Below are 25,473 nucleotides of genomic sequence, written 5' to 3' on the forward strand. Positions count from 1 at the left end.
ACAACAAAATAAGGATGTGATCAATGCTTTAGAGTAATTAACCAAACTAACTGAAAGTTGTATAGGCATTTATTGTTACCGGCGCGGCGAAAAAATCCTGCTCAGGTGCCCCTTGCGCCTTCTGCGAGCTCGTGCAGACCCGCACGACCGTTGGTCATTTCAGCTTGATTACGCCATAAGATATATCTTAAGTTGTATCTAAACACGACGAGAGAAGACTGAAATGAGAGACCATCATTCCCCCCACCGCGAACATGGCGACGGCCGTGACGGCTTCGAAAAACGCCCCGGTCGCGAACGCGGCGGCCGCGGCCCACGGGTTTTTGCCCCCGGCGATTTGAAATTGCTGCTGTTAGCGTTGATCGCGGAACAGCCGTGCCACGGCTACGACCTGATCCGCCAGATCGAAGGCATGTTCGACGGCGCTTACAGCCCGAGCCCCGGCGTGATCTACCCGACCCTGACCTTCCTCGAAGAAAGCGACCTGATTGCCGGTGACGCCGAGGGCGGCAAAAAACGCTACAGCGTCACCGAGGCCGGTCGTTTGTCTTTAAGCGAACAAGCCGTGGCACTCGATGGCGTGCGCATGCGCATTGATGTGAGCAAACGCTCGCTGCGCGGCCATGACCGCCCTGCCGAAATCCATGAAGCCGTGCACAACTTGCGCCACGCCCTGCAAATGCACCACGGGCGCTGGAGCCCGGAAGAAATCCTGCGTGTGCGTGACCTGCTCAACGACACCGCGAAAGCCATCGTCGACGGCCCCGCCGTTCAACCTGCCTCGGAGAAAGCCGAATGACTGCAGTCGATACCCAAACCATTCACCGCGTGATGCACGAAATCAAACGCCGCAAGCTTGAAGTGTTGCGCGTGGTTGACCTGACGCCGCGCATGCGCCGCATCACCCTCGGCGGGCCGGAGCTGGCCGGGTTTATCAGCCTGGGCACGGACGATCACGTCAAACTGCTGTTCCCGCAGAACGCCGAGCAGGCCGCCGCGCTGGAAACCATGGTGCTCGGCGCCGGCAAGGACGATGGGCCGAAGCCAGAGATGCGCGACTACACGCCGCGCCGTTACGACCTGGATGCACTGGAACTGGACATCGATTTTGTGCTGCACGGTGACGGCCCTGCGTCGACCTGGGCTGAGCAAGCTGCACCGGGACAATTCCTGCACATCGGTGGGCCGCGTGGCTCGATGATCGTGCCGAACATCTTCGACAGCTATTTGCTGATCGGCGACGAAACCGCCCTGCCCGCCATCGCCCGCCGCCTCGAAGGTCTGGCGGCGAATCGCAAAGCCTTGGTCGTGATCGAGGTGGAAAACGGTGCTGAACAGCAAGTGCTGGAGAGCGCGGCGCAGGTCAATGTGATCTGGGTGTTGCGTGAGGGCGGCCAGGATAACCTGCTGACCACCGTGAAGCAGTTGCAGGTGCCGAAGGGCAATCTGTACGCGTGGGTGGCGACGGAGACCAAGGTGTCACGGCAGATTCGCCGTGTCCTGATCGATGAGCACGGGCTGGATGAACAACTGATCAAAGCCGTCGGCTACTGGCGCGCCGAAGGTTCCGAAGAAGAGTGATATCCCCTGTAGGAGCTGCCGCAGGCTGCGATCTTTTGACGTTGATTGTTCAAAAACAAGATCAAAAGATCGCAGCGTGCCGCAGCTCCTACAGAAGTACGCATTCCAATGTAGGAGCTGCCGAAGGCTGCGATCTTTTGACGTTCATCACCGAGATCGGTCGAGGCCGATCACCAGCAACCCAATCACCACGAACCCCAGCAATATCCCCCCGGCATTGACGAACACCTGTGGATAACCCAACACCGCCACATCAATGAACGGATACGCATACGCGCCGAGCAAATGCCCACGCAGCAAGGCGTAGATGAAGTACACCAGCGGATAAATCAGCCACAACGGCAGATGCCACAGGCGCAACGTGCGCTTGGGCACGCACACCCACCAATACCCCAGAAATAGCAGCGGCATCACGTCGTGCAGCAATTCATCGGCAACAAACTGCCAACCTTCCGGGTGCCACAAATGCCGCAGCAAAATGCTGTAGGCCAGGCCGACCACGACAATGCTCACGGCAATCCCACTGCTCACCCACGGCTGTAGAAACCAACGGCGTGCGGCGGACTCACGCTCGGTCACGGCGCAGGTCAGCACCGTCGCCACCAGCGTATTCGTCCATATCGTGAAGTAACTGAAAAAGCTCACCAGCCCGCCTAACAGACTGGCGCTGACGCTCAAGCGTGCGAAGAAAATCAGGTACAGCTGAATAGCCAACCCCGCCCAGCCCAATATGGCCGCGCAGGTGATCAGGCGATGGCGCCAGACGGCGTCCATCTCAGAGTGGTCGCTTGGTGCGCATCAGCTTCACGTACAGACGCTCGACCTTCTCCCGCGCCCACGGGGTTTTGCGCAGAAACGTCAGGCTCGACTTGATGCTCGGATCGCTTTTGAAGCAGCGAATATCAATGCGCTCGGCCAGCCCCGACCATTCGTAATGAGTCACCAAAGCGTTGAGGATCTGTTCAAGGGTGACGCCGTGCAGCGGATCGGGGGTTTGGTCGTTCATGCCAGGCCTTTGGGCGAAGTGAATATGCAGAAGCCGCGCACCTTAGCCGAGGGGGTGGTTCGGTGGAAGGGCTTCCTTCAAATGTAGGTCAAGGTCAAAAGATCGCCGCCTTCGGCAGCTCCTACAGGGACTGTTACCGAATCCGAAAGGATGCATGTTTATAAAAGGCCTTTGTCTTTTTGTTACAGATCATTATCCTGCCGCCCTTCAGCTGAATCGCTTCACTGCCTGCGACATATTGAAGCGCTCAGTTTGCACCCCGAAAACACCAAAAAAAGACTTATTCATGCCCGATTTTTCCTTCTCCCGAGACAGCGCTATCTCAGCCCTGCGCGCCATCGGTGGCTGCACCGCCCTTGGCCTCGCCACTTGCGTCCAAGCGGCGCCCGCGTTCGACAGCGAATCACCGTACATGCTCGGTGACTGGAACGGCACGCGCACCGAACTCTCGGAAAAAGGCTACGACTTCAAGCTCGATTACACCGGCGAAATGGGCAGCAACCTGCACGGTGGCTATGACCATGACCGCACCGCGCGTTACAGCGATCAGTTCGGTTTGGGCACACACCTGGATCTGCAAAAGATCCTCGGCTGGGACGACGCCGAGTTTCAACTGACCATCACCAAACGCAGCGGCAACAACATCAGCAACGACCGCATCAACGATCCGCGCGTCGGCGGCTTCACTTCGGCCCAGGAAGTCTGGGGCCGTGGCCAGACCACGCGCCTGACGCAGATGTGGTATCAGCAGAAATTCTTCGATCAGAAACTCGACATCAAAGCCGGCCGTTTCGGCGAAGGCGAAGACTTCAACAGCTTCCCGTGCGACTTCCAGAACCTCGCGTTCTGCGGCTCGCAGGTCGGCAACTGGGTCGGCGGCATCTGGTACAACTGGCCGGTCAGCCAGTGGGCGCTGCGCGTCAAATATCACCTGACCCCAGAGTTGTACGCGCAGGTCGGCGCCTACGAGCAGAACCCGTCAAACCTTGATCGCGGCAACGGCTTCAAACTCAGCGGCAGCGGCACCCAGGGCGCGATCCTGCCGATCGAACTGGTGTGGACGCCGAAGCTCAACGGCCTGCCGGGCGAATACCGCGCCGGTTACTACTACAGCAACGCCAAAGCCACTGACGCTTATAAAGATCAGAACGGCCAACCGGCGGCCCTCAGCGGCGAAGCCTATCGCAGCGCGTCGAGCAAACACGGCGTGTGGCTGGGCATTCAGCAGCAAATCACCAGCGTGGCCAGCGATAACAGTCGCGGTTTGAGCGTGTTCGCCAACGGCACAATGCACGACAAGAAAACCAACGCGATCGACAACTACGTGCAGGCCGGCATCACCTACAAAGGCCCGTTCGACGCGCGCGCCAAGGACGACATCGGTTTCGCCCTCGCCCGCGTGCACGTCAACCCGGCGTACCGCAAAAACGCCGAAGCGACGAATCAGGCCAATGCCGTTTACGACTATGACGATCCGGCGTTCTTGCCACCGCAAGACACCGAATACAGCGCCGAGTTGTATTACGGCGTGCATGTAACAAATTGGCTGACCATACGTCCGAACCTGCAATACATCCGCCACCCCGGTGGCGTGAACAACGTCGACGACGCCCTGATCGGCGGGATCAAAATCCAGTCGTCGTTCTAAAGAACCACACAGATCCCCTGTAGGAGTGAGCCTGCTCGCGATAGCGGTGTTTCAGGCGACATCTCCAGTGACTGAAACAGCGCTATCGCGAGCAGGCTCACTCCTACAGATGAAATTCGTTAGCTAGACAAGTTTTTATCTGAACCATGCCCGCGCTCAATCGTCATCTACAGTGACTACTGCGCGGGACTACTTGAAACGTCACGGAGAATCACACTATGAGCACCGAAAGTGCTTCGAGTCGAAGCCGTCTGCTACCGAGTCTGCTCGGCATTCTGCTTCTGCTGATGGGCCTGGCCATGTTGGCCGGTGGGGTCAAGCTGAGCATGCTCGGCGGCTCGCTGTACTACCTGCTGGCCGGTATCGGCATTGCGCTGTCCGGCATCCTGTTGCTGCTGGGCCGGCGTGCGGCGCTGGGCCTGTACGCCATCGTCCTGTTTGCCAGCACCGTTTGGGCGCTGTGGGAAGTCGGTCTGGACTGGTGGCAACTGGTGCCACGTCTGGCTCTGTGGTTTGTCCTCGGCTTCGTGATGTTGCTGCCGTGGTTCCGTCGTCCGCTGCTGCTTGACGGCCCGGCGCCGATGGGCACTCGCGGTCTGACCGTGGCCGTGGTTCTGGCCGGCCTCACCGCGCTGATCAGCCTGTTCACCCACCCGGGCGAAACCTTCGGCGAACTGGGCCGCGACACCGCCGACACCACCAGCACCGCACCAGCGATGCCAGATGGCGACTGGCAGGCCTATGGCCGCACCGAATTCGGTGACCGTTACTCGCCGCTGAAACAGATCACCCCGGCCAACGTCGGCAAGCTGCAAGAAGCCTGGCGCATCCAGACCGGCGACCTGCCGACCGCTGATGACCCGGTTGAACTGACCAACGAAAACACCCCGCTGAAAGCCAACGGCATGGTCTACGCCTGCACCGCGCACAGCAAAGTGTTGGCACTGGATCCGGACACCGGCAAAGAACTGTGGCGCTTCGACCCGCAGATCAAGAGCCCGGTCGGCTTCAAAGGCTTCGCCCACATGACTTGCCGTGGCGTGTCGTACTACGACGAAGCCGCGTACGCCAAAACTGAAAACGCAGCTTCCGCGGTGATTTCCGAAGCCGGCAAAGCTGTTGCTCAGGCCTGCCCGCGTCGTCTGTACCTGCCAACCGCTGATGCCCGCCTGATCGCCTTGAACGCCGACACCGGCAAAATCTGCGAAGGCTTCGGCACCAACGGTGTGGTTGACCTGACCCAAGGCATCGGCCCGTTCACCGCTGGTGGCTACTACTCCACCTCGCCGGCCGCGATTACTCGTGATCTGGTGATCATGGGCGGTCACGTCACCGACAACGAATCGACCAACGAGCCATCGGGCGTGATCCGCGCCTTCGACGTGCACGACGGCCACCTCGTATGGAACTGGGACAGCGACAAGCCAGACGCCACCGAGCCTTTGGCACCGGGCGAAACCTACAGCCGCAACTCGGCGAACATGTGGTCGCTGGCCAGTGTCGACGAAAAACTCGGCATGGTTTACCTGCCACTGGGCAACCAGACTCCAGACCAGTGGGGCGCTGACCGCACCCCGGGCGCCGAGAAATTCAGCGCCGGTATCGTTGCTCTGGATCTGGCCACCGGTAAAGTGCGCTGGAACTACCAGTTCACCCACCACGACCTGTGGGACATGGACGTTGGCAGCCAGCCAACCCTGCTCGACATGAAAACCGCCGACGGCGTGAAACCGGCGCTGATCGCCCCGACCAAACAGGGCAGCCTGTACGTCCTCGACCGTCGTGACGGCACGCCGATCATTCCGATCAAGGAAATCCCGGTACCGCAAGGCGCCGTGAAAGGCGACCACACCGCACCGACCCAGGCGCGTTCGGATCTCAACCTGCTGGCCCCGGAACTGACCGAAAAAGCCATGTGGGGCGCGAGCCCGTTCGACCAGATGCTGTGCCGCATCCAGTTCAAAGAACTGCGTTATGAAGGCCAGTACACCCCGCCGTCGGAACAGGGCAGCCTGATCTACCCGGGTAACGTCGGCGTGTTCAACTGGGGCGGCGTTTCGGTCGATCCGGTTCGCCAAATGTTGTTCACCAGCCCGAACTACATGGCCTTCGTTTCGAAAATGGTGCCACGCGAGCAAGTCGCCGCCGGCAGCAAACGCGAAAGCGAAACCGCTGGCGTGCAACCGAACACTGGCGCGCCATACGCCGTGATCATGCACCCGTTCATGTCGCCACTCGGCGTACCGTGCCAGGCCCCGGCCTGGGGCTACGTTGCCGGTATCGACCTGACCACCGGCAAAGTCGTGTGGAAACGCAAAAACGGCACCAGCCGCGACAGCTCGCCAATCCCGATCGGCTTCACCCTGGGCGTGCCTAGCATGGGCGGCTCGATGGTCACGGCTGGCGGCGTCGGCTTCCTCAGCGGCACCCTCGACCAATACCTGCGCGCGTACGACGTCAACAGCGGTAAAGAGCTGTGGAAATCGCGTCTGCCGGCGGGTGGTCAAGCGACCCCGATGACTTACACCGGCAAGGACGGCAAGCAATACGTGCTGCTCGTTGTCGGCGGTCACGGCTCGCTGGGCACCAAAATGGGCGACTACATCATTGCCTACAAACTGCCGGAATAAGCTTTAACGGCGGTAAAACAAAGGCGATGTCTCGTGAGGGACATCGCCTTTTTTGTGCACCACATATCCATGTAGGAGCTGCCGAAGGCTGCGATCTGTTGACTTTGATTTTTAAAAGCCAGATCAAAAGATCGCAGCCTTCGGCAGCTCCTACAGGGTGGAATGGGTTGGCTGTGGGAAATTTGCTCGTCCTACAAATGCTGGTGATTGAACGGAGTTTTTCCCACAAGTCGCGTCGGTTGTGCATCGGAAGTGGGGTGGATAGGCTCTGAGGGTCGCTGCAAATTCAGCGAACGGGCGTCGCGGCCCGATAACTGATGCATAATCGCCAACCTCACGGCACCTCGGTGCCTGTAGCTTGTGTCATGGCGGCTGTGCGCGGGATACCGTCCTTGGAGGTATGCCGATTTCTCAGTTATCGGTCCGCGAACCCGCGTACAGCTGCCACCTCAGATTGCGTCGCGGCAATCGAAGGCAGCTCCACTTTCACCAACTGAGTATTCACCATGATCAAACCAACACCCAATCCGCCCACAGCGGACGACACCACCCCCTACGAATTCCCCGGCTCAAAAAGATTCCACGACGCCGCCGAACGCGCCCTCGACCACTACCTCAAACCCAACGACTTGACCCTGCGCTTCCACAAACCCAGCACCATGTTCCAGGTCGCCCCCGATCAAGACAACGAAAGCCTGCTGGTACACGCCTGCGAATCCCTGGCCCAAGCCAGCCTCATGACCAGCGACATCGCCGCCTACATCGAACTGCCGCAGCGACGCACGATTCTGGCGATCCAGCAAATCATCATGCTCGCCGAACTCGCGGTGAACCGCGCACTGGATAACCACGAACTCCCCACCCAAAACTGACACCGACCTGTAGGAGCTGCCGAAGGCTGCGATCTGTTGATCTGGATTTTTAAAATCAAAAGATCGCAGCCTTCGGCAGCTCCTACATGTGAATCGAGTTCATCCGCCAGACACAGGTCGGCTGGCAGGCCGCCATCGCGAGCAAGCTTTACTCCTACAAAAGCAAGATCAAAAGATCGCAGCCTTCGGCAGCTCCTACATTTGAATCGAGGTCATCCGCCAGAACCAGGTCGGCTGTCAGGCCGCCATCGCTGGCAAGCCACAGGAATTGAGTTCACCCGATAAATTTTCGCATCGCGCCCGCTCTTCACCACTCAACACGATGAGCGCAAGCTCGGGTGAAGCTTTTGATCTTGATCCACGAGCGACGTCGGAAGGCTGAGTGGAGGGATTGATCCGGGGGTGGGAGCGCAGCGACCGTTTGGCGCAGCCAAACACATCGAGAGGAGGTGCAGCGAAGCAAACCGTAGGCGATGCCCCCCGGATCAATCCCGCAGCGAAGGAACCCCGAGCCCCAGCGAGCGGGCCGCACGTAGGAGCAAGCGTTTTTTTGCTTACTTTTTTGAGGCGTTTGTCAAAAAAGTGAGTCGCCGTCAGGGCGAAACCCTAAGCAGCCGTTACCGAAGAAACGGATATACACACCGAACACCCACAACATGGTCGGCCCAAAGGCCGCCAAGCCCAAAGCGTGACGCCTGTCAAAACCCTGAACACACAAGCAGAAACATCGCCCACCATTGAAACCACCGAAAGCCTGCCCCATCTAAGACCCATACCCCATTGCGCAGGTGCCCCATGAGCGACCAGCAAGAATTCCCCGATCACCCCGACGACTACACCGAAGACGACCACATCGAACACACCTCCTCCGGCAAAGGCCTCGCCCTGCCAGGCCAAAACCTGCCGGACAAGGTCTACATCATCCCGATCCACAACCGCCCGTTCTTCCCGGCCCAAGTCCTGCCGGTCATCGTCAACGAAGAACCCTGGGCCGAAACCCTCGACCTCGTCAGCAAATCCGACCACCACTCCCTGGCCCTGTTCTTCATGGACACGCCCCAGGAAGACCCGCGTCACTTCAACACCGGCGCCCTCCCCGAATACGGCACCCTGGTCAAAGTCCACCACGCCAGCCGCGAAAACGGCAAACTGCAATTCGTCGCCCAAGGCCTGAGCCGCGTACGCATCAAAACCTGGCTCAAACACCACCGCCCACCGTACCTGGTCGAAGTCGAATACCCGCACCAGCCGACCGAGCCGACCGACGAGGTCAAGGCCTACGGCATGGCACTGATCAACGCGATCAAGGAACTGCTGCCGCTCAACCCGCTGTACAGCGAAGAGCTGAAAAACTACCTCAATCGCTTCAGCCCCAACGACCCGTCGCCGCTGACCGACTTCGCCGCCGCGCTGACCTCCGCCACTGGCCCCGAGCTGCAAGAAGTGCTCGACTGCGTGCCGATGCTCAAGCGCATGGAAAAAGTCCTGCCGATGCTGCGCAAGGAAGTCGAAGTCGCGCGCCTGCAAAAAGAGATCTCGGCGGAAGTTAACCGCAAGATCGGCGAGCATCAGCGCGAGTTCTTCCTCAAGGAACAACTCAAGGTCATCCAGCAGGAACTCGGTCTGACCAAGGACGACCGCAGCGCCGACCTCGAACAGTTCGAACAACGCCTCGAAGGCAAAGTCCTCCCCGCGCAGGTGCAGAAACGCCTCGAAGAGGAAATGAACAAACTGTCGATCCTCGAAACCGGCTCGCCGGAGTACGCGGTCACCCGCAACTACCTCGACTGGGCGACCTCGGTGCCGTGGGGCGTGTATGGCGAGGACAAACTCGACCTCAAGCACGCGCGCAAAGTCCTCGACAAACACCACGCCGGCCTCGACGACATCAAGGATCGCATCCTCGAGTTCCTCGCCGTCGGTGCTTATAAAGGTGAAATCAGCGGCTCCATCGTGCTGCTGGTCGGCCCGCCGGGCGTGGGTAAAACCAGCGTCGGCAAATCCATCGCCGAATCCCTTGGCCGACCGTTCTACCGCTTCAGCCTCGGCGGCATGCGCGACGAAGCCGAGATCAAGGGCCATCGCCGCACCTACATCGGCGCGCAGCCGGGTAAGCTGGTGCAGGCGTTGAAAGACGTTGAAGTGATGAACCCGGTGATCATGCTCGACGAGATCGACAAGATGGGCCAGAGCTACCAGGGCGACCCGGCCTCGGCGCTGCTGGAAACCCTCGACCCGGAACAGAACGTCGAATTCCTCGACCACTACCTCGACCTGCGCATGGACTTGTCGAAAGTCCTGTTCGTCTGCACCGCCAACACCCTCGATTCGATCCCCGGCCCACTGTTGGACCGGATGGAAGTGATTCGCCTGTCTGGTTACATCACTGAAGAAAAAGTCGCCATCGCCAAGCGTCACCTGTGGCCGAAATTGCTGGAAAAGGCCGGCGTGTCCAAGGGCAGCCTGAGCATCAGCGACAGCGCGCTCAAGTCCCTGATCGATGGTTACGCCCGTGAAGCCGGCGTGCGCCAGCTGGAAAAACAGATGGGCAAACTGGTGCGCAAAGCGGTGATGAAGCTGATCGACGACCCGAAAGCGGTGATCAAACTCGGGCCGAAAGATTTGGAAGCGTCACTGGGTCATCCAGTGTTCCGCAACGAACAAGTGCTGTCCGGCACCGGTGTGATTACCGGTCTGGCGTGGACCAGCATGGGCGGCGCGACCTTGCCGATCGAAGCGACGCGCATTCACACGCTCAATCGCGGTTTCAAACTCACCGGGCAACTCGGTGATGTGATGAAGGAGTCGGCGGAGATCGCCTACAGCTACGTAAGCTCGCACTTGAAACAGTTTGGCGGCGACGCGAAGTTCTTCGACGAAGCCTTCGTCCACCTGCACGTACCCGAAGGCGCCACCCCGAAAGACGGCCCGAGCGCCGGTGTGACCATGGCCAGTGCGCTGCTCTCGCTCGCACGTAATCAGCCGCCGAAAAAAGGCGTAGCCATGACCGGCGAACTGACGTTGACCGGGCATGTACTGCCGATTGGCGGGGTGCGCGAGAAGGTGATTGCGGCGCGTCGGCAGAAGATTTTCGAGTTGATTTTGCCCGAGCCGAACCGGGGTAATTTCGAGGAATTGCCGGATTATCTGAAGGAAGGGATTACCGTGCATTTCGCGAAGAAATTTGCCGATGTGGCGAAGATCCTGTTCTGACAGTTCTGCGGTGACATGACTACCGCTATCGCGAGCAGGCTCACTCCTACAGGGTTCTATGGTGAACAGTTGATTTGTGGACGCCACAACCCACTGTAGGAGTGAGCCTGCTCGCGAAGGCGTCAGCTCTGACAACACTGGATTCCCAGACTGTCACACTTTGTCTCATCTTCAGTTATGCTCGCCGTTCGTCGTGAACGCCCGGAGCCGCTGACCTTATGTCCCCCACTCGCCTGTTTGTCCCCCTCGCCCTCTCGTTGCTGGCCGCTTGCGCCAGCCAACCGAAACAGAACGTGACCGTGGAAAAACAAAGCGAATGCCCGGTGCAACTCACTAACGGGCAAAACTTGATCATCACCCTGCCAAGCAATCCAACCACCGGCTACCGCTGGGCCATTCAGGATTCCGCCGGCGGCGTGCTGCGCGCACTCAGCCCTGAGGTTTACAGCAATCCGGAAGATGCCGGGGTGGTCGGTGCCGCCGGAATTTCAACCTGGCGCTTCCAGGCGTTCGCGCCCGGCACCGGGCGTCTGCGTCTGACCTCGCAACAGCCGTGGGCGCCGGAAGTGCTGCCGGTGGAAACCTTTGATTGCGCGATTTCGGTGAACTGATCGTGGGTTGGTTGATTCTGGCGCTGATGGGCGCGGTGACGTTTCTTTATGGTTTGAGCACCCACGCGGCGCTCCTGTGTTTGTTGGTCAAACCACTGCCAGTGCTGGCGCTGCTCGGCTGGCTGCATGATGCGCCGCCCAGCGACTATCGGCGCTGGATCAGTCTGGGGCTGATTTTCTCGTTGCTCGGTGATGTGCTGCTGGCGTGGCCGGGGGATTTGTTCGTGTTTGGCCTTGGCGCGTTTCTGGTCGCGCATCTGGCGTATCTGAAGGCTTATCTGAGTGACTGCAAACGTCTGGCGATTGTGCCGCTGGTGCTTGCCCTCGCTGTTGGCGCGGTGCTGTTGGGGATGCTGATTTCCAGCGGGCTCGGGCCATTGCTGGTGCCGGTGATCGTCTATGGCACAGCAATCAGCGCGATGCTTTGGCGCGCCCTTGCGCGGCTCGGCACCGATGTGCCGAAACGTTCGGCGTTGCTCGCGGCCGGCGGTGCGCTGGCGTTTGTATTCTCCGACAGCGTGATTGGCATCGATCGTTTCGTATCGCCATTTCACGCTGCGCCATACGTCATCATCCTCAGCTATTGGCTCGGCCAGTGGGGCATCGCCGCCTCGGCGTTCTCCCAAACCAAACGGATCTGATCATTCCCACGCTCCGCGTGGGAATGCATCCTGTGACGCTCTGCGTCACTTGCGCAGGGACGCAGAGCGTCCGGGGCGGCATTCCCACGCCGAGCGTGGGAACGATCAGCCGATCTCTGCAGGAGCTGCCGCAGGCTGCGATCTTTTGATTTACCGCTTTATCAGACAACCCAAGCATCCCCGCGCCCTTTTGGCTAAAATGCCGGCCTTTCCATTTACACCGCCGGAACCGCCGTGAGCAAAGAACCCGATCGCATTTTCGCCAAGCCTCTGGCCCAGGTACCCGACTTCGCCTTCAACGAAGACGTGGTGCGGGTGTTCCCGGACATGATCAAGCGCTCGGTGCCGGGTTACCCGACCATCGTCGAAAACCTTGGCGTACTCGCGGCGCAATTCGCTCAGCCGAACAGCGTGCTCTACGACCTCGGCTCATCGCTGGGTGCGGTCACTCAAGCCCTGCGCCGCCACGTGCGCACCGACGGTTGCCGGGTGATCGCGGTGGATAACTCTGCCGCGATGGTCGAACGCTGCCGCGAATACCTCAACGGTCAGGACTCGATGTTTCAGGAGTTGCTGCCGGTGGAGGTCATCGAAGGCGACATTCTCGCCCTCGACTTCCAGCCCGCCTCGGTGGTGGCGCTGAACTTCACCCTGCAATTCATCGCCCCCGATCAGCGCACCGCGTTGCTTTCACGCATCCGCCAATCGTTGCTGCCGGGCGGCGCGCTGATCCTCTCGGAGAAGCTGCGCTTCAATGATGCCGAAGAGCACGCGCTGCTCACCGATCTGCACGTCGCCTTCAAACGCGCCAACGGTTACAGCGAACTGGAAATCGCCCAGAAGCGCAGCGCCATCGAAAACGTCATGAAGCCCGACAGCCTCGAAGAACACCGCGAGCGCCTGTTGGCGGCCGGGTTCTCGAAAGTCGTGCCGTGGTTCCAGTGTCTTAACTTTGCCTCGTTGATTGCCTTGCCATGATTGATCTGTCCCCCCTCGCCCGCCGTCTGGCAGGCACGCCGCTGGCCGAATGGGCCAACACCCTGCAAGCTCAACTCGACAAGAAAATGGAGAAAGGCCACGGCGACCTTGAGCGCTGGCAAAGTGCGCTGGATGCCTTGCCGAAGATCCAGCCAAGCGAAATCGATCTGCTCAACGGCTTGAAGCTCGACACCGATTGCGACGACGAAACCCGCGCGCAGATGCGTACTGCGTTGATGGGACTGTCGCCGTGGCGCAAAGGGCCGTTCGATTTGTTCGGCGTGCACGTCGACACCGAATGGCGCTCGGACTGGAAGTGGTCGCGAGTCGCCCCGCATCTGGATCTGAAAGGCAAACGCATCCTCGATGTCGGCTGCGGCAACGGCTACTACATGTGGCGCATGCTCGGCGCCGGCGCCAACAGCGTGATTGGTGTCGATCCGAACTGGTTGTTCTTCTGCCAGTTCCAGGCGGTGCAACGTTATCTGTACGAGCCGAATGCCTGGCACCTGCCGTTCCCGTTCGAAGACCTGCCGGCGAATCTGGAAGGCTTTGATACGGTGTTTTCGATGGGCGTTTTTTATCACCGTCGCTCGCCCATCGAGCACTTGCTGGCGCTGAAGGATTGCCTGGTCAAGGGTGGTGAACTGGTGCTGGAAACGTTGGTGGTGGAAGGCGACAAGCATCAGGTGCTGGTGCCGGAAGACCGTTATGCGCAGATGCGTAACGTCTGGTTCCTGCCGTCGGTGCCGGCGTTGGAGTTGTGGTTGCGTCGTGCGGGGTTTACCGACATTCGTTGTGTGGATGTGAGCACCACGACTGTTGAAGAGCAGCGCGGTACCGAATGGATGAAGTATCAGTCGCTGAGCGACTTCCTTGATCCGGAAGACCACAGCAAAACCATCGAAGGCCTGCCGGCACCGATGCGTGCGGTGATTGTCGCCAAGAAGTAACCCAACCTCTCAAACACCGCGGTGAATTCACCCCTCACCCCAGCCCTCTCCCCAAGGAGAGGGAGCCGATCTTTGGGCTTTTCAAAACTTGAGTTCGACTCGATAACTCAGGTCGGCGGATCTCGACCATCCAACCCGGTCAGTCCCTCTCCCTCCAGGAGAGGGAGCCGATCCTTGGGCTTTTCGAAACTTGAGTTCGACTCGATAACTCAGGTCGGCGGATCTCGACCATCCAACCCGGTCAGTCCCCTCTCCCTCCGGGAGAGGGTTAGGGTGAGGGGCTTTTTGCTCGGCGGGCGCGGAAGAATTCAGTCAGCACCGCACCACACTCCTCCGCCAACACCCCGCCTTCATACAACACCCGGTGATTCAAAAAGCCCTGGGTAAAAAACTGCCCTTGACTCTGCACAATCCCGGCCTTCGGCTCCAGCGCGCCATACACCACACGCGCCACCCGCGAATGCACGATCAACCCCGCGCACATGCTGCACGGCTCGAGCGTCACATACAGCGTGCTGCCCGGCAGCCGATAGTTATCCACTGCCTGCGCCGCCGCGCGGATCGCGACCATTTCGGCATGGGCACTCGGGTCGCTGGCACTGATCGGGCAATTAAACCCACGCCCGATAATCTCGCCATCTTGCACCAACACCGCGCCCACCGGCACTTCGCCCAGCGCTGCACCTTGCGCCGCGAGCGCCAAGGCTTCACGCATGAAATCGCGATCACGGCTGCGGTCGATGATCGCCGCGGGGCGAATCTGGCGCATCACTTCACCTCGATGGCGGCCATCAGGCCGGTTTCCATGTGGTCGATCACGTGGCAGTGGAACATCCACACCCCCGGATTATCGGCCACCAACGCCACTTGCGCGCGCTCGTTCTTGCCCAGCAGATAGGTGTCGGTGAAATACGGAATGACCTTGTGCCGGTTCGACGACAACACTTTGAAGCTCATGCCGTGCAGGTGAATCGGGTGCTGATACTGGGTCATGTTTTTCAGTTCGAAAATATAGCTCTGCCCCAGCTTCAAACTGGCGATCGGCCGATCAGCGCAGGTCTTGTCGGTGATGTCCCAAGCCTTGCCGTTGATCTGCCACAGGCTCGGCGGCCGCCCGTTGTCGACGTCGACCGACACCGAACCGACCCATTCGAAATTGAAGTTGAGTTTCTCGGCATTCGCCAGATCTGGTTCGGCCACCGGGTTGGCCGGCAAGGTTTTCGGCCAGTCGGTCGACGCGTCGGTATTGGCCACCGAACGCAATGTGCCCAAACGCACCGGGCCATTACGCAACGACAACTCTTCGCCCGCCGCCGGTGCCTTGATCGCCAGACAAATGCGCATGCCCGGGCCCAGCCAATATTCCTTGCCCAATGGCCGTGGCTCGACCGGGTTGCCGTCCAGCGCATAAATTTTCGCTTCGACGCCGGGAATATTGATGCGATACGTGAGGGTGTTATCCAGATTGAGCAGCCGCACCCGGGTGATCTGTCCCGCCGGCAATTCAATCACCGGGGTCGGCACACCATTGATCGTCGACAAACGCCCTGCCGTACCGCCCCGCGCCGCTTCGCGTGGAATGCTGAACTCGACGAAATTGCCTACGTCATCAATGTGCCAATTCTTCAGGCTCAGGGTCTTTTCGTAGATGAAACCGGTCGGCTCGCGCTCTTCAATGATCAGCGGCCCGACCAACCCGCGCCCGAGTTCTTCGCTGCTGCTGACGTGCGGGTGATACCAATAGCTGCCGGCATCCGGAACACGGAATTTGTAATCAAAGTACTCGCCCGGCAACACCGGCAGTTGCGAGACGTACGGTACGCCATCCATTTCCAGCGGCAGGCGGATGCCGTGCCAGTGAATGGTGGTCGCCACCGGCAAATGGTTGATGAAGCGCACTCGCAGCCATTCACCCTGACGCACGCGTAATTCGGTACCCGGCGCCGACGGGCCGAACGCCCACGCCTCAGTCTTGTGCCCTGGCACCAGCTCAACGTCCAGTGGCGCGGCGATCAGCTCGTAATCGTGACCCGCCTCAGCGTCGGCCATCTTGCCCAGCCAGTAACGCGACGCGCCCCCAGCGCCAACGCCAACGACAACTAGACCGGCCAGGCCACCGAGTATTTGGCGACGGGTAAAGGACATGAACTCAACTACCTCACGTATCAGCGACAGGCCCGGGGGCCCGTTAAAAGGCGAATACGATACACCCGCAACTGCGAAACAGTAAGGCCGGCGTGGCAATGCGACACAGGTTCGCCATGTCTGCGGGACACTTTCGTACAGATCGCGTCCCTGCTTCCTTCACGCTCAGATGGCCTCAGCCCTACAGATTCGCGCCGCTGAAAAAGCCATAGTGTTGATCAGTTTTTTACCCCCCATTTCTCAAGGAGCGAGAAGTGAATATTTCTGTAACCCTGCCCCCATCTCTGCTTCCAAACCCTGCCGATGAACAGTCACTGCACGCGCTGGTGCTGCCGTTTACCGAGGCTTGCCCCGACCTGCACGACATGGCCCACGAAGCGGCCCAGGGCATTCTCGACAAGTACGGTATCAAAGACATCGATCCCGAAAATGTCTGGTGGCACCGCTTCAACAACACCTCGGTCAGCAGCGACAAAGCCTTTCTGGGCTGGGAGCATTACCCGTCACCTTCGGAGTCACTGACGCTGGCGGAGCTAGTGGTCAAACGCTTTCACGCTCCCGATCAGGACAATGCCGACCTCCTCGACGGCTACGGCGGCTTTTACAGCGAAGGCGCAGACGCATCGGTCTTCAACGAGACCAACGAGGTTCGCCTGCGCCCCAGCGAAGTGCTGAAAGACCTTTGGGCGATCAACTTCAGCGAACTCTATCGAACGAAAATGCAGCAGTTCTGGACGCTGCACGCCGACGATTTCCGCACGTTGGCCAAACTGAATTTCCTCGCCAAGGCCCTCGACGAACACGACGGCGAACGGCTGAACAATGAAAACCTCAAAACATTGATCAAGGCTGTGGCGAGCGATATCACTTGGCCGGTTTCGCTGGCATTTCTGCAACGCGAAACGCCCATTGCTGACGGACTGCGAGTGAGCGCCCTGAACATCGGCGGCTACAGCGCCACGGATATTTTGTGCATCGCTGACAGCAATGGCGTGCAGATTCTCTACACCCCCGGTGAGCTTGACTGCTTCCATGTGCTCGCCACTGAGTCCGATCTGCATTGGTGGTTGTTGATGCAAAACAACCACGCGGAAAATCGCGCACGCTTCATGGCGCATTTCCCCTTGGCCGCCCAGCAACAGGACGATGGCAATATCGGTCTGAATGCCATGATCGACTTGTTGTACTCGACGTGGGGCGCCAGCGATCACCACTTGATCAACCAAAACACCACCGCAATCACAGGTGACGCGTTCAGTTGGCTACGCGACTCGGTCAAGGCGCGCATGCACAGCGATGCTGACCTTTCGCTGCATTCCAATGGCGAACTGCGCAAGAAGATGTGGATCGGCTACCTGAACGCCTTTCTCCGGGTGTTCGGCTCCATGGCCGCCGTGGGCTGGCCCGTTGCGCTGGCAGTGGTCGGTGCGGGACTGGCCGACATGGGCATGAACATCGATCAAGCCATCAATGGCACCAGCAAGGCAGATCGCAAGGCCGGAGTCATCGGAGCGATCGCCAGCGGCATCGATGTGCTGTTCAACCTGTCGTACCTGCGTGGAGCAGCAGAAGTCGCGGAAGTTGGCGAAGCGAGCGAAATGTTTAACGTTCAGGACGAGTTTACCGAACCACTCATCGACGAATCGACCGCAGATATTGCAGATGTCCCGCCAATTGCGCGTTATGCCCCGGGCCCCGCTTATGCGCAACAAGGCACAGACTTACTGGAGTCTTTCGAGACCAATGAAGTGCTGGACGGATTATCGCCTGTCTCGCAAGAAGGCCAGTATCAAGGGATCTTTCAACCACCGGGTGGTGGGCACTACGTACTGATCAACGACAGTTATTACCTGGTTCGCTTCATCAAAGAGCTCAAGGGCTGGGCGATCATTGATCCGGCAAATCCTCACTCGTTCTATCGCAGTTTGCCGATTCGTCTGGATGAGGCTGGGGAATGGCAACCGATCAATCGTCCGGGCCTGATGGGCGGCGGCAAGTGCATCGGGCTGTGGCCATGGGGTCGCGCCCGAACACCGCTACCGGACGTGGACAGTCCGCCGACCGCCTACGACATTCCACCCGCTTCACGCGATGCGCTGAACGAACTCGCTCAAGGCCGGGGTACCAAATACGAGCTCAAAGATTACATGGCCACCTTGCCGAAAACGGACGGGAGTAATCCGCACGCTGAGTTCAAGGCGTTACGCCAGACGCTATATCGCGATGCCAATGCCTTTCTGGAGTCCCACACGCTGCCACCGCGCCCGGAAATCCCTGAATTGCCGGCGAAACTCGCGCCGAAAGAGATCATCAAGAAGCTGTATAAATCGGCGTCCGGGCTGGTCATTGGCGAAAATCACTCCAGTGTCGGCAGCAAACAGTTTCTGATCGACAACATGGCGGCACTCAGTAAACAGAAGGTCAAAACCCTGTATCTGGAGCATGTGCTGACAGACTTCCATCAAGCCGATCTGGATGTTTTCAATCGCACCGGGAAGATGTCAGAGACGCTGGAAACCTACCTGAAGACCATGGACGGGGGATTCAAAACCGACACCAGCGGCCAGTACACTTTCCTCGAACTGGCCAAAGCGGCGCAAAAAAACCATATCCGTATCCAGTCGATCGATTGCCTGGCCAGCTATAGAAGCACCGGCATGAGCGGTGTCGACAAAAGCACTTTCCGCCAGAAGATGATGAATTACTTTTCGCATGAGGTGATCACGGCGGATCAGAACGCACGTGGCGCCCATCGCTGGATCGCGCTGGTAGGCGACAGCCATGCCAATGCCTGGGAAGGCGTACCGGGTTTAAGCGAACTGGAAGGCGGCATCGGCCTGCGTATAGAAAGCACCCCGGCAGGAACTGCCCGAGGCATAGAGCCGGATCCCGGGCGCATTCCGACCGACGAGTTTGCCCGCCCGTTATCGCCCGTCAAAAGCGACCTGCGCCTGCAAATCGACACCCCCGCCAGCGTTGCCTTGGCCGACTCACTGGAAAAAACACTGATCAATCCCGGCGATTGCACGGTGATGAACATCGACGACGTCGCCACGCTGATTCATCGCAGCAGCGATGGCAACATCGTTCGCACGCCGATCCTCAACAAGGGCGGCTTGTACACCGTTGAACGCCCGACCTGGCCCATCAGTGGCCGACGGTATTCGAGCCTTGTGGAGCTATCGGCAGCCTTAAGGATCATGGGGTTCAAACCGATCAAAATCAGCTGACGTAAAAAAGCCCCGTGAACTCGCGTTCACGGGGCTTTTCGGGGTTAACACCGATCAATCAGACCGGGATTATTCCCACTCAATCGTCGCAGGCGGCTTGCTCGACACGTCATAAGTAACGCGCGAAATGCCTTCGATTTCATTGATGATGCGGCCGGAGACGGTTTCCAGCAGTTCGTAAGGCAGGTGCGCCCAACGCGCGGTCATGAAGTCGATGGTTTCTACGGCACGCAGGGCAACGACCCAGGCGTAACGACGGCCATCACCAACAACACCAACCGATTTCACTGGCTGGAACACCACGAAAGCCTGGCTGACTTTGTGGTACCAGTCGGCTTTGCGCAGTTCTTCGATGAAGATGTGGTCGGCACGACGCAGCAGGTCGGCGTATTCCTTTTTCACTTCACCGAGGATCCGCACGCCCAGACCCGGGCCCGGGAACGGGTGACGGTAGACCATGTCGTACGGCAGGCCGAGTTCCAGACCCAGACGACGGACTTCGTCCTTGAACAGTTCGCGCAGTGGCTCGACCAGTTTCAGGTTCATCTCTTCCGGCAGGCCGCCCACGTTGTGGTGCGACTTGATCACGTGGGCCTTGCCGCTTTTCGCGCCAGCCGACTCGATCACGTCCGGGTAGATGGTGCCCTGAGCGAGGTACTTGATGTTGTCCAGTTTGTTCGACTGGGCATCGAATACGTCGATGAAGGTGCGACCGATGATTTTGCGCTTCTTCTCTGGATCGGCTTCGCCGGCCAGGTTGTTCAGGAACTGCTCTTCAGCGTTGGCGCGGATTACCTTGACGCCCATGTTCTCGGCGAACATGGCCATCACTTGCTCGCCTTCGTGCAGACGCAGCAGGCCGTTGTCGACGAAGACGCAGGTCAGTTGGTCGCCGATGGCTTTGTGCAGGAGCGCGGCAACCACCGAGGAGTCAACGCCGCCGGACAGACCCAGCAGCACGTTGTCGGTGCCGACTTGTGCGCGGATGTTGGCGATGGCGTCTTCAGCGATCTTCGACGGCGTCCACAGGGCTTCACAGCCGCAGATGTCGAGAACGAAGCGCGACAGGATGCGACCGCCCTGTTTGGTGTGGGTCACTTCCGGGTGGAACTGCACGCCGTAGTAGCCACGGTCGTCGTTGAACATACCGGCGATCGGGCAGCTCGGGGTGCTGGCGAGGACGTGGAAGTCTTCCGGCATCTTGGTGACTTTGTCACCGTGGCTCATCCAGACGTCGAGGCCGAACAGGCCATCAGCGTCGATGTGGTCTTCGATGCCGTCGAGCAGGCGGCTCTTGCCGACTACATCAACGCGGGCGTAACCGAACTCACGCAGCTCGGAACCTTCAACCTTGCCGCCCAGTTGCTCGGCCATGGTCTGCATGCCGTAGCAGATACCGAAAACCGGTACGCCCAGATCGAACACTGCCTGTGGGCAGCGCGGGCTGTCGGCAACGTGCACGGACTCGGGGCCACCGGCGAGGATGACGCCTTTAGGAGCGAATTCGCGGATCGCATCTTCGTCCATGTCGAACGGGTGCAGTTCGCAGTACACACCGATCTCGCGCACGCGGCGGGCGATCAGTTGGGTGTATTGCGAACCGAAGTCGAGGATCAGGATGCGGTGAGCGTGAATATCGAGGGCCATGATTCAGTCTCGTCTAAGTCATTCAGAAACAGTCGTGATACAGAAACAACTCGGGGCTGAATAAAACAGCCCCGGTTGTCTAACGATTTGCTTGAAGCATCAACCTACGCGGTAGTTTGGCGCTTCTTTGGTGATCTGCACGTCGTGAACGTGGGATTCGGCCATGCCGGCGCCGGTGATCCGCACGAATTCAGGCTTGGTGCGCATTTCTTCGATGTCGGCGCTGCCGGTGTAACCCATCGAGGAACGCAGACCGCCCATCAGTTGGTGAATGATCGCGCTCAGGGTGCCTTTGTACGGCACACGGCCTTCGATGCCTTCCGGAACGAGTTTCTCGGCGCCTGCCGAGGAGTCCTGGAAGTAACGTTCGGAGGACCCTTGAGCCTGGGACATGGCGCCCAGCGAACCCATGCCGCGATACGCCTTGTACGAACGGCCCTGGAACAGTTCGATTTCGCCCGGCGCTTCTTCAGTACCGGCGAACATCGAGCCCATCATCACGCAGGAAGCACCGGCAACGATGGCCTTGGACAGGTCACCGGAGAAACGGATGCCGCCGTCGGCGATCAACGGTACGCCAGTGCCTTCAAGGGCAGCAGCAACGTTGGCGATGGCACTGATTTGCGGGACGCCGACACCGGCGACGATGCGGGTGGTGCAGATCGAGCCAGGGCCGATACCGACCTTGACTGCGTCAGCGCCTGCTTCGGCCAGAGCCTTGGCAGCGGCGCCGGTGGCGATGTTGCCGCCGATCACCTGCACTTCAGGGAAATTCTGTTTAACCCAGCGAACGCGGTCGATCACGCCTTTGGAGTGACCGTGAGCGGTATCGACTACCACCACGTCCACACCGGCATTGACCAGAGCGGCGACGCGGTCACCGGTGTCTTTACCGGTACCGACAGCAGCGCCAACGCGCAGACGACCTTGATCGTCCTTGCTGGCCAGCGGGTAGGCTTTGGCTTTTTCGATGTCGTTAACGGTCATCATGCCTTTGAGGGCAAATTTGTCGTCAACGATCAGAACGCGTTCGATGCGGTTTTTGTGCAGCAACTCGCGAACGTCGTTCTTGTCGGCGCCTTCCTTGACCGTGACCAGACGCTCTTTAGGCGTCATCACTTCACGGACGGTGGCTTCCAGACGGTTTTCGAAACGCACGTCACGGGAAGTGACGATGCCGACCAGGTCGCCATCGTGCAGTACCGGAACGCCGGAAATGTTGTGCAGACGGGTCAGTTCGAACAGTTCACGCACCGTGGCATCAGCCTCGATGGTGATCGGATCCTTGACTACACCGGCTTCGTAACGCTTGACCTTGCGAACTTCGGCAGCTTGCTGCTCGATGGTCATGTTCTTGTGGATAATGCCGATGCCACCTTCCTGAGCCATGGCAATTGCCAGACGGGCTTCAGTAACGGTGTCCATTGCGGCAGAAACCAGAGGAATATTCAGCTCGATGCCACGGGTTAGGCGGGTCTTGAGACTGACTTCGTTAGGAAGCACCTCGGAATAACCGGGCACTAGGAGAATGTCGTCGAATGTCAGAGCTTCTTGGCTGATACGCAGCATCGCGGGGGCTCCCGAGCGGGAAAATGGAAGCGCGCCATTATAGTCAGACACCCCCTTCGGATCAACGTAAAACTCAGTCTAATTGATATACGGAAAACCCTGTTTTTTGTAGGAGCTGCCGGAGGCTGCGATCTTTTGACGTTGTCTGTTAATAACCAGATCAAAAGATCGCAGCCTTCGGCAGCTCCTACAGGGAATATTTGAGGGTCAGAGTTCTACTTTTACCCAACTGACGGGGAGATCGAGCCAGTCGGCGAATTCGTCGAGGAAGCTTTGTTTGAAACCCGCCTCCAGCCAATTGTTGAAGATGAAGCCGAGGTTGGAAAACCCGCACTCCTGCAAATACAGAAAGCCGTTGATGTCGTCTTCGTGCCCGCATTCCGGGCAAGTGAAGTTGTCGGTGCGCCCAGGCATCCAGTCTTCCAGGCTTTCGAACAGTGCCTCGCCGATCTCGCGACGGCATTCGGCGCAACCGGCCTCTCCGAGAAACCCTTTGGCCGGGGTATAGATGCAGCGTTTGGTGACGATTTCCAGACCGTTGATGGGCTCGCCGAACGGCAACGCCTGCGGGTGCAGCACCACAGCCCGCGCGCCATCGGCAATCGCGTAAGCCATGCGATTGCCAGTGCGGCCGCAGGTGCTCAGCTCTTCCTTGACGATGTTTTTGCGCACCAGCCAGCGCAAGATCGCCCGGGCCCGGGGTTCGTGCACCGGCAGGGTGGAGATTTTCGGGACGATGATGCTTTGCGAATTCATGGTGCAAGCCTGCTGCAGATACTGAAATTTACCTCTGTAGGAGTGAGCCTGCTCGCGATAGCGGTGGGTCAGACACATCAAGATCAACTGATACACCGCTATCGCGAGCAGGCTCACTCCTACAAAGGAATTGCGGCCGGCAGCTTAATCCCTGACAAAATCCGGTCAAGTGCTGAGATAGCGCCCGATCAACGCCAGCCCACTCGCCAGCACCAGCCACGTCACCAATCGCACAAACGCCTCGCGCGACAACTTCATGGTCAACCGCCGCCCGACCCACAACCCCAACGCCATGGCCGGCAACAGACACAGCGCCAACATCAACAAGGGTAGCTCGGCATACACCCCGGCGATGGCAAACAAGCTCAAACGCACCACCGTGCTGCAACTGATCAGCGCACTTTGCGTGGCTCGCGCCGCTTCCTTCGGCAATCGGCTGTTCAAATAAATCGCATATAAAAAGCCGCCACTGCCAAACAGCGCACCAAATAACCCACCCACCGTGCCCATCGGCACTGCCCAACCGGCCGACAATTGCGTCGGCCGCGCTTTCACGCACAGGCTGTAAATCGCGTAAGCGCTGATAAACAGCCCCATCAACAGCAACAGCAGGTCGGACTTGAGGTTGAGCAGGAAAATCACCCCCAACGTACAACCGACCGCCATACACGGCAGCAACCGCAACAGCTCCGGCTTAGCGACATCGCGCCGCGACGGCAGCAGATTGCCGAACGCCGCGACGAAATCCAGCAATACCAGCAGCGGCACGATCTTCGACAACGGCATGAACAGAATCAGAATCGGCCCCGCCACCAACGCCGTACCGAACCCGGCGATACCGAAGACGATATAAGCCAGCACGATGCCCAAGCCGATAATCACCCAGCCTTGCACGCCCCACGGCCACTCACTCAACAACCCCGCCACGCTCATTGATGCGCTTCCTTAATAAGCTTGAGATGACTTTAGCCAGCGCCAACGCTTGCGACTAATATCTTCAAAGTCGCCAAGTCATCTCGAAAAGGCATACCTGATGCTTTCCACCCGTCAATTGCGTTACTTCGTCGAAATCGCTGAATGCGGCAGTTTCAGTGCGGCGGCGGAGCGCTTGTTCATTGCCCAATCGGCGCTAAGCCGGCAGATCAAGACCATGGAGACACACCTGCAAACGCCGTTGTTCGAGCGCACAGCACGTCAGCCGCGACTCACGGCGGCGGGCGAAGCGTTTTTGCCGCGAGCGCGTAATCTGCTGATCGAACTGAACAAGGCCAGCGTCATGGCCACCGAAGTCGGTAACGGGCAACTCGGCACTCTACGTTTGAGCCATTCCAGCACCGTGCCGATCAGTGGGCGTTTGCTCAGCGATATCGGCGCTTATCTACAGCAACAACCGGGCGTGTCGCTGGATATCGGCAAGCTGTCTTCCGAGGCGCAATTGGAGGAACTGGCCGAAGGTCGCCTCGATGTCGGTTTGCTGCGCCTGCCAGTGCTGCGTCAGCGCGAAGGCATTCAGATCGTGCCGCTGTTTAGTGAACGCCTGTTGCTGGCCGTGCCGGCGGATCATCGATTGGCCTCCTTGGATACGGTGGAACTGGCGCAGCTCAAGGACGAAGCCTTCATCTCCATTCCCCATCCACAGCGCGGCGGCCTGAGCTATTTGTGCGCCGATCTGTGCATGCGCCAGGGTTTCTTCCCGAAAGCGGCGCGGGTGATGTCGCGCAAGACCACACAGTTACAATTGATTCAGGGCGGATTCGGCATTGCCCTGCTGCCGGAATCAATGCAAGACATTGCACCGAGCGGCGTACAATTTCTGCCGCTGAGCGATCCCGACTGCCAAAGCACCGTCGCCCTCGCCTACCGCCAGAATCCCAGCCCCCTGATCCACCACTTCCTCCAGACCTTCACCACTCCCCTGTAGGAGCTGCCGAAGGCTGCGATCTTTTGACCTTGATCTTAAAAACCAGATCAAAAGATCGCAGCCTCGTTTCAC

The 25,473-nt window shown here is 59.2% G+C and carries 20 protein-coding genes; 12 read left to right on the forward strand and 8 right to left on the reverse strand.

Annotated features, from left to right (window positions below):
- Positions 1-223 precede the first annotated feature (223 nt).
- Both ACIOMO_RS20055 and ACIOMO_RS20060 read left to right on the forward strand, forming a co-directional pair.
- Positions 224-799 carry a PadR family transcriptional regulator gene (locus ACIOMO_RS20055; RefSeq protein WP_053123477.1) on the forward strand — a complete coding sequence of 192 codons (576 nt, stop codon included), beginning with the start codon at positions 224-226 and terminating at the stop codon, positions 797-799.
- Positions 796-1,581, forward strand: a complete 786-nt coding sequence (locus ACIOMO_RS20060; RefSeq protein ID WP_401243121.1) for a siderophore-interacting protein — start codon at positions 796-798, stop codon at positions 1,579-1,581. The genes ACIOMO_RS20055 and ACIOMO_RS20060 overlap by 4 nt, the downstream gene beginning before the upstream one ends.
- Before the next feature lie 147 nt (positions 1,582-1,728).
- Here the strand turns inward: ACIOMO_RS20060 and ACIOMO_RS20065 are convergent, their stop codons facing one another.
- Together ACIOMO_RS20065 and ACIOMO_RS20070 are read right to left on the reverse strand one after the other, a co-directional pair.
- Positions 1,729-2,355 (reverse strand): Pr6Pr family membrane protein, encoded by a 627-nt coding sequence (locus tag ACIOMO_RS20065; RefSeq protein ID WP_401243124.1) that lies wholly within the window; start codon positions 2,353-2,355, stop codon positions 1,729-1,731.
- A 1-nt stretch (position 2,356) separates the two neighbouring features.
- Positions 2,357-2,587 (reverse strand): VF530 family DNA-binding protein, encoded by a 231-nt coding sequence (locus ACIOMO_RS20070; RefSeq protein WP_008088485.1) that lies wholly within the window; start codon positions 2,585-2,587, stop codon positions 2,357-2,359.
- Positions 2,588-2,873: 286 nt separating this feature from the next.
- Between ACIOMO_RS20070 and ACIOMO_RS20075 the strand changes: the two genes are divergently transcribed.
- The 8 genes from ACIOMO_RS20075 to cmoB all read left to right on the forward strand — a co-directional run bounded on the left by ACIOMO_RS20075 (position 2,874) and on the right by cmoB (position 14,133).
- Positions 2,874-4,235, forward strand: a complete 1,362-nt coding sequence (locus ACIOMO_RS20075; RefSeq protein ID WP_401243127.1) for a carbohydrate porin — start codon at positions 2,874-2,876, stop codon at positions 4,233-4,235.
- Between the two features lie 218 nt (positions 4,236-4,453).
- Positions 4,454-6,865 carry a glucose/quinate/shikimate family membrane-bound PQQ-dependent dehydrogenase gene (locus ACIOMO_RS20080; protein ID WP_053123485.1) on the forward strand — a complete coding sequence of 804 codons (2,412 nt, stop codon included), beginning with the start codon at positions 4,454-4,456 and terminating at the stop codon, positions 6,863-6,865.
- A gap of 506 nt (positions 6,866-7,371) precedes the next feature.
- Positions 7,372-7,737 carry a DUF6124 family protein gene (locus tag ACIOMO_RS20085; protein ID WP_401243130.1) on the forward strand — a complete coding sequence of 122 codons (366 nt, stop codon included), beginning with the start codon at positions 7,372-7,374 and terminating at the stop codon, positions 7,735-7,737.
- Between the two features lie 795 nt (positions 7,738-8,532).
- The gene (lon, locus tag ACIOMO_RS20090) at positions 8,533-10,950 is read left to right on the forward strand and encodes an endopeptidase La (protein ID WP_282354601.1); all 2,418 of its coding nucleotides are present in this window, start codon (positions 8,533-8,535) and stop codon (positions 10,948-10,950) included.
- A 218-nt stretch (positions 10,951-11,168) separates the two neighbouring features.
- Positions 11,169-11,561 carry a protease inhibitor I42 family protein gene (locus tag ACIOMO_RS20095; protein ID WP_053123491.1) on the forward strand — a complete coding sequence of 131 codons (393 nt, stop codon included), beginning with the start codon at positions 11,169-11,171 and terminating at the stop codon, positions 11,559-11,561.
- 2 nt (positions 11,562-11,563) lie between these two features.
- Positions 11,564-12,202, forward strand: a complete 639-nt coding sequence (locus ACIOMO_RS20100; RefSeq protein ID WP_178124192.1) for a lysoplasmalogenase — start codon at positions 11,564-11,566, stop codon at positions 12,200-12,202.
- 234 nt (positions 12,203-12,436) lie between these two features.
- Positions 12,437-13,180, forward strand: a complete 744-nt coding sequence (gene cmoA, locus ACIOMO_RS20105; RefSeq protein ID WP_007916813.1) for a carboxy-S-adenosyl-L-methionine synthase CmoA — start codon at positions 12,437-12,439, stop codon at positions 13,178-13,180.
- Positions 13,177-14,133: a tRNA 5-methoxyuridine(34)/uridine 5-oxyacetic acid(34) synthase CmoB gene (gene cmoB, locus ACIOMO_RS20110; protein ID WP_401243134.1), complete on the forward strand. Its 957-nt coding sequence runs from the start codon at positions 13,177-13,179 to the stop codon at positions 14,131-14,133. The genes cmoA and cmoB overlap by 4 nt, the downstream gene beginning before the upstream one ends.
- A gap of 268 nt (positions 14,134-14,401) precedes the next feature.
- Here cmoB and tadA read toward each other — a convergent pair whose 3' ends face one another.
- Both tadA and ACIOMO_RS20120 read right to left on the reverse strand, forming a co-directional pair.
- A complete protein-coding gene (gene tadA / locus ACIOMO_RS20115; protein ID WP_053123497.1) occupies positions 14,402-14,902 on the reverse strand; it encodes a tRNA adenosine(34) deaminase TadA in 501 nt (166 codons plus the stop codon).
- Positions 14,902-16,278, reverse strand: a complete 1,377-nt coding sequence (locus ACIOMO_RS20120) for a multicopper oxidase family protein (protein ID WP_401243137.1) — start codon at positions 16,276-16,278, stop codon at positions 14,902-14,904. Before ACIOMO_RS20120 ends, tadA begins: the two co-directional genes overlap by 1 nt.
- A gap of 254 nt (positions 16,279-16,532) precedes the next feature.
- On the opposite strand from ACIOMO_RS20120, the gene ACIOMO_RS20125 reads away from it, so the two are divergent.
- Positions 16,533-19,508 (forward strand): membrane-targeted effector domain-containing toxin, encoded by a 2,976-nt coding sequence (locus tag ACIOMO_RS20125; RefSeq protein ID WP_401243140.1) that lies wholly within the window; start codon positions 16,533-16,535, stop codon positions 19,506-19,508.
- A 69-nt stretch (positions 19,509-19,577) separates the two neighbouring features.
- Here the strand turns inward: ACIOMO_RS20125 and guaA are convergent, their stop codons facing one another.
- The 4 genes from guaA to ACIOMO_RS20145 all read right to left on the reverse strand — a co-directional run bounded on the left by guaA (position 19,578) and on the right by ACIOMO_RS20145 (position 24,413).
- Complete coding sequence (gene guaA / locus ACIOMO_RS20130; protein WP_212545604.1) at positions 19,578-21,155, reverse strand: glutamine-hydrolyzing GMP synthase; 1,578 nt, start codon at positions 21,153-21,155, stop codon at positions 19,578-19,580.
- Between the two features lie 99 nt (positions 21,156-21,254).
- On the reverse strand, positions 21,255-22,724 hold the full coding sequence (guaB, locus tag ACIOMO_RS20135; protein ID WP_401243143.1) for an IMP dehydrogenase: 1,470 nt from the start codon (positions 22,722-22,724) through the stop codon (positions 21,255-21,257).
- A 207-nt stretch (positions 22,725-22,931) separates the two neighbouring features.
- Complete coding sequence (locus tag ACIOMO_RS20140) at positions 22,932-23,480, reverse strand: sugar ABC transporter ATPase (RefSeq protein WP_401243146.1); 549 nt, start codon at positions 23,478-23,480, stop codon at positions 22,932-22,934.
- Positions 23,481-23,645: 165 nt separating this feature from the next.
- Positions 23,646-24,413: a sulfite exporter TauE/SafE family protein gene (locus ACIOMO_RS20145; protein WP_401243149.1), complete on the reverse strand. Its 768-nt coding sequence runs from the start codon at positions 24,411-24,413 to the stop codon at positions 23,646-23,648.
- Positions 24,414-24,513: 100 nt separating this feature from the next.
- On the opposite strand from ACIOMO_RS20145, the gene ACIOMO_RS20150 reads away from it, so the two are divergent.
- Positions 24,514-25,401, forward strand: coding sequence for a LysR family transcriptional regulator (locus tag ACIOMO_RS20150; RefSeq protein ID WP_401243152.1), 888 nt, complete (start codon positions 24,514-24,516; stop codon positions 25,399-25,401).
- The last annotated feature ends 72 nt before the right edge of the window (positions 25,402-25,473 follow it).

The organism is Pseudomonas sp. NPDC087804, assembly GCF_044742965.1.
GTDB lineage: Bacteria > Pseudomonadota > Gammaproteobacteria > Pseudomonadales > Pseudomonadaceae > Aquipseudomonas > Aquipseudomonas rustica.

Excerpts from the sequence above, each read along its gene's own strand:
- ACIOMO_RS20065 (WP_401243124.1), bottom strand. The coding sequence starts at position 2,355 with ATGGACGCCGTCTGGCGCCATCGCCTGATCACCTGCGCGGCCATATTG.
- ACIOMO_RS20075 (WP_401243127.1), top strand. The coding sequence starts at position 2,874 with ATGCCCGATTTTTCCTTCTCCCGAGACAGCGCTATCTCAGCCCTGCGC.
- ACIOMO_RS20080 (WP_053123485.1), top strand. The coding sequence starts at position 4,454 with ATGAGCACCGAAAGTGCTTCGAGTCGAAGCCGTCTGCTACCGAGTCTG.
- ACIOMO_RS20095 (WP_053123491.1), top strand. The coding sequence starts at position 11,169 with ATGTCCCCCACTCGCCTGTTTGTCCCCCTCGCCCTCTCGTTGCTGGCC.
- ACIOMO_RS20070 (WP_008088485.1), bottom strand. The coding sequence starts at position 2,587 with ATGAACGACCAAACCCCCGATCCGCTGCACGGCGTCACCCTTGAACAG.
- ACIOMO_RS20055 (WP_053123477.1), top strand. The coding sequence starts at position 224 with ATGAGAGACCATCATTCCCCCCACCGCGAACATGGCGACGGCCGTGAC.
- cmoB (WP_401243134.1), top strand. The coding sequence starts at position 13,177 with ATGATTGATCTGTCCCCCCTCGCCCGCCGTCTGGCAGGCACGCCGCTG.
- ACIOMO_RS20145 (WP_401243149.1), bottom strand. The coding sequence starts at position 24,413 with ATGAGCGTGGCGGGGTTGTTGAGTGAGTGGCCGTGGGGCGTGCAAGGC.
- guaA (WP_212545604.1), bottom strand. The coding sequence starts at position 21,155 with ATGGCCCTCGATATTCACGCTCACCGCATCCTGATCCTCGACTTCGGT.
- ACIOMO_RS20140 (WP_401243146.1), bottom strand. The coding sequence starts at position 23,480 with ATGAATTCGCAAAGCATCATCGTCCCGAAAATCTCCACCCTGCCGGTG.
- ACIOMO_RS20085 (WP_401243130.1), top strand. The coding sequence starts at position 7,372 with ATGATCAAACCAACACCCAATCCGCCCACAGCGGACGACACCACCCCC.
- guaB (WP_401243143.1), bottom strand. The coding sequence starts at position 22,724 with ATGCTGCGTATCAGCCAAGAAGCTCTGACATTCGACGACATTCTCCTA.
- ACIOMO_RS20150 (WP_401243152.1), top strand. The coding sequence starts at position 24,514 with ATGCTTTCCACCCGTCAATTGCGTTACTTCGTCGAAATCGCTGAATGC.
- tadA (WP_053123497.1), bottom strand. The coding sequence starts at position 14,902 with ATGCGCCAGATTCGCCCCGCGGCGATCATCGACCGCAGCCGTGATCGC.
- ACIOMO_RS20060 (WP_401243121.1), top strand. The coding sequence starts at position 796 with ATGACTGCAGTCGATACCCAAACCATTCACCGCGTGATGCACGAAATC.
- ACIOMO_RS20120 (WP_401243137.1), bottom strand. The coding sequence starts at position 16,278 with ATGTCCTTTACCCGTCGCCAAATACTCGGTGGCCTGGCCGGTCTAGTT.
- lon (WP_282354601.1), top strand. The coding sequence starts at position 8,533 with ATGAGCGACCAGCAAGAATTCCCCGATCACCCCGACGACTACACCGAA.